The sequence below is a fragment of the Algoriphagus sp. SE2 genome (assembly GCF_039563885.1).
Classification (GTDB): domain Bacteria; phylum Bacteroidota; class Bacteroidia; order Cytophagales; family Cyclobacteriaceae; genus Algoriphagus.
Genome location: NZ_JBCLWJ010000085.1, coordinates 1 through 374 on the forward strand (window position 1 = coordinate 1; position 374 = coordinate 374).

Annotated in this window: 1 protein-coding gene; it reads left to right on the forward strand. The window is 38.8% G+C overall.

What is annotated here, in order from left to right:
• Positions 1 to 20 precede the first annotated feature (20 nt).
• On the forward strand, positions 21 to 272 hold the full coding sequence (locus AAGF08_RS20530; protein WP_343513331.1) for a GIY-YIG nuclease family protein: 252 nt from the start codon (positions 21 to 23) through the stop codon (positions 270 to 272).
• The last annotated feature ends 102 nt before the right edge of the window (positions 273 to 374 follow it).

A 374-nucleotide genomic window follows, 5' to 3' on the forward strand; every position in this document is an offset into this window, starting at 1 on the left:
TTTTTGTTTAGATCTTTTTTATGGCTTTTTACACTTACATACTTCAATCAGAAAAAGACGGCACTTTTTACATTGGATCCAGTGTAGATCCAGAAGAAAGATTATTGAAGCATAATCGGCGTCATTGCGGATATACAGCAAGAAAGCAACCTTGGAAATTAGTGTGGCAAGAAATTCACGAGGATAAATCTAATGCGATAAAGAGAGAGAAGTTTTTGAAAAAACAAAAGTCAAGAGCCTATCTGGAAGAATTGATTTCAAAATCAAAATAAATGATTCTTAAGGGCTTGGGTGTTAGAATGGCTGTCCCGATTCATCGGGAAGGTCGCGGGTTCGAGTCCGTCTCCCGAAAAAATCGGGACAGGCTATTCCGC

Excerpts from the sequence above, each read along its gene's own strand:
- AAGF08_RS20530 (WP_343513331.1), top strand. The coding sequence starts at position 21 with ATGGCTTTTTACACTTACATACTTCAATCAGAAAAAGACGGCACTTTT.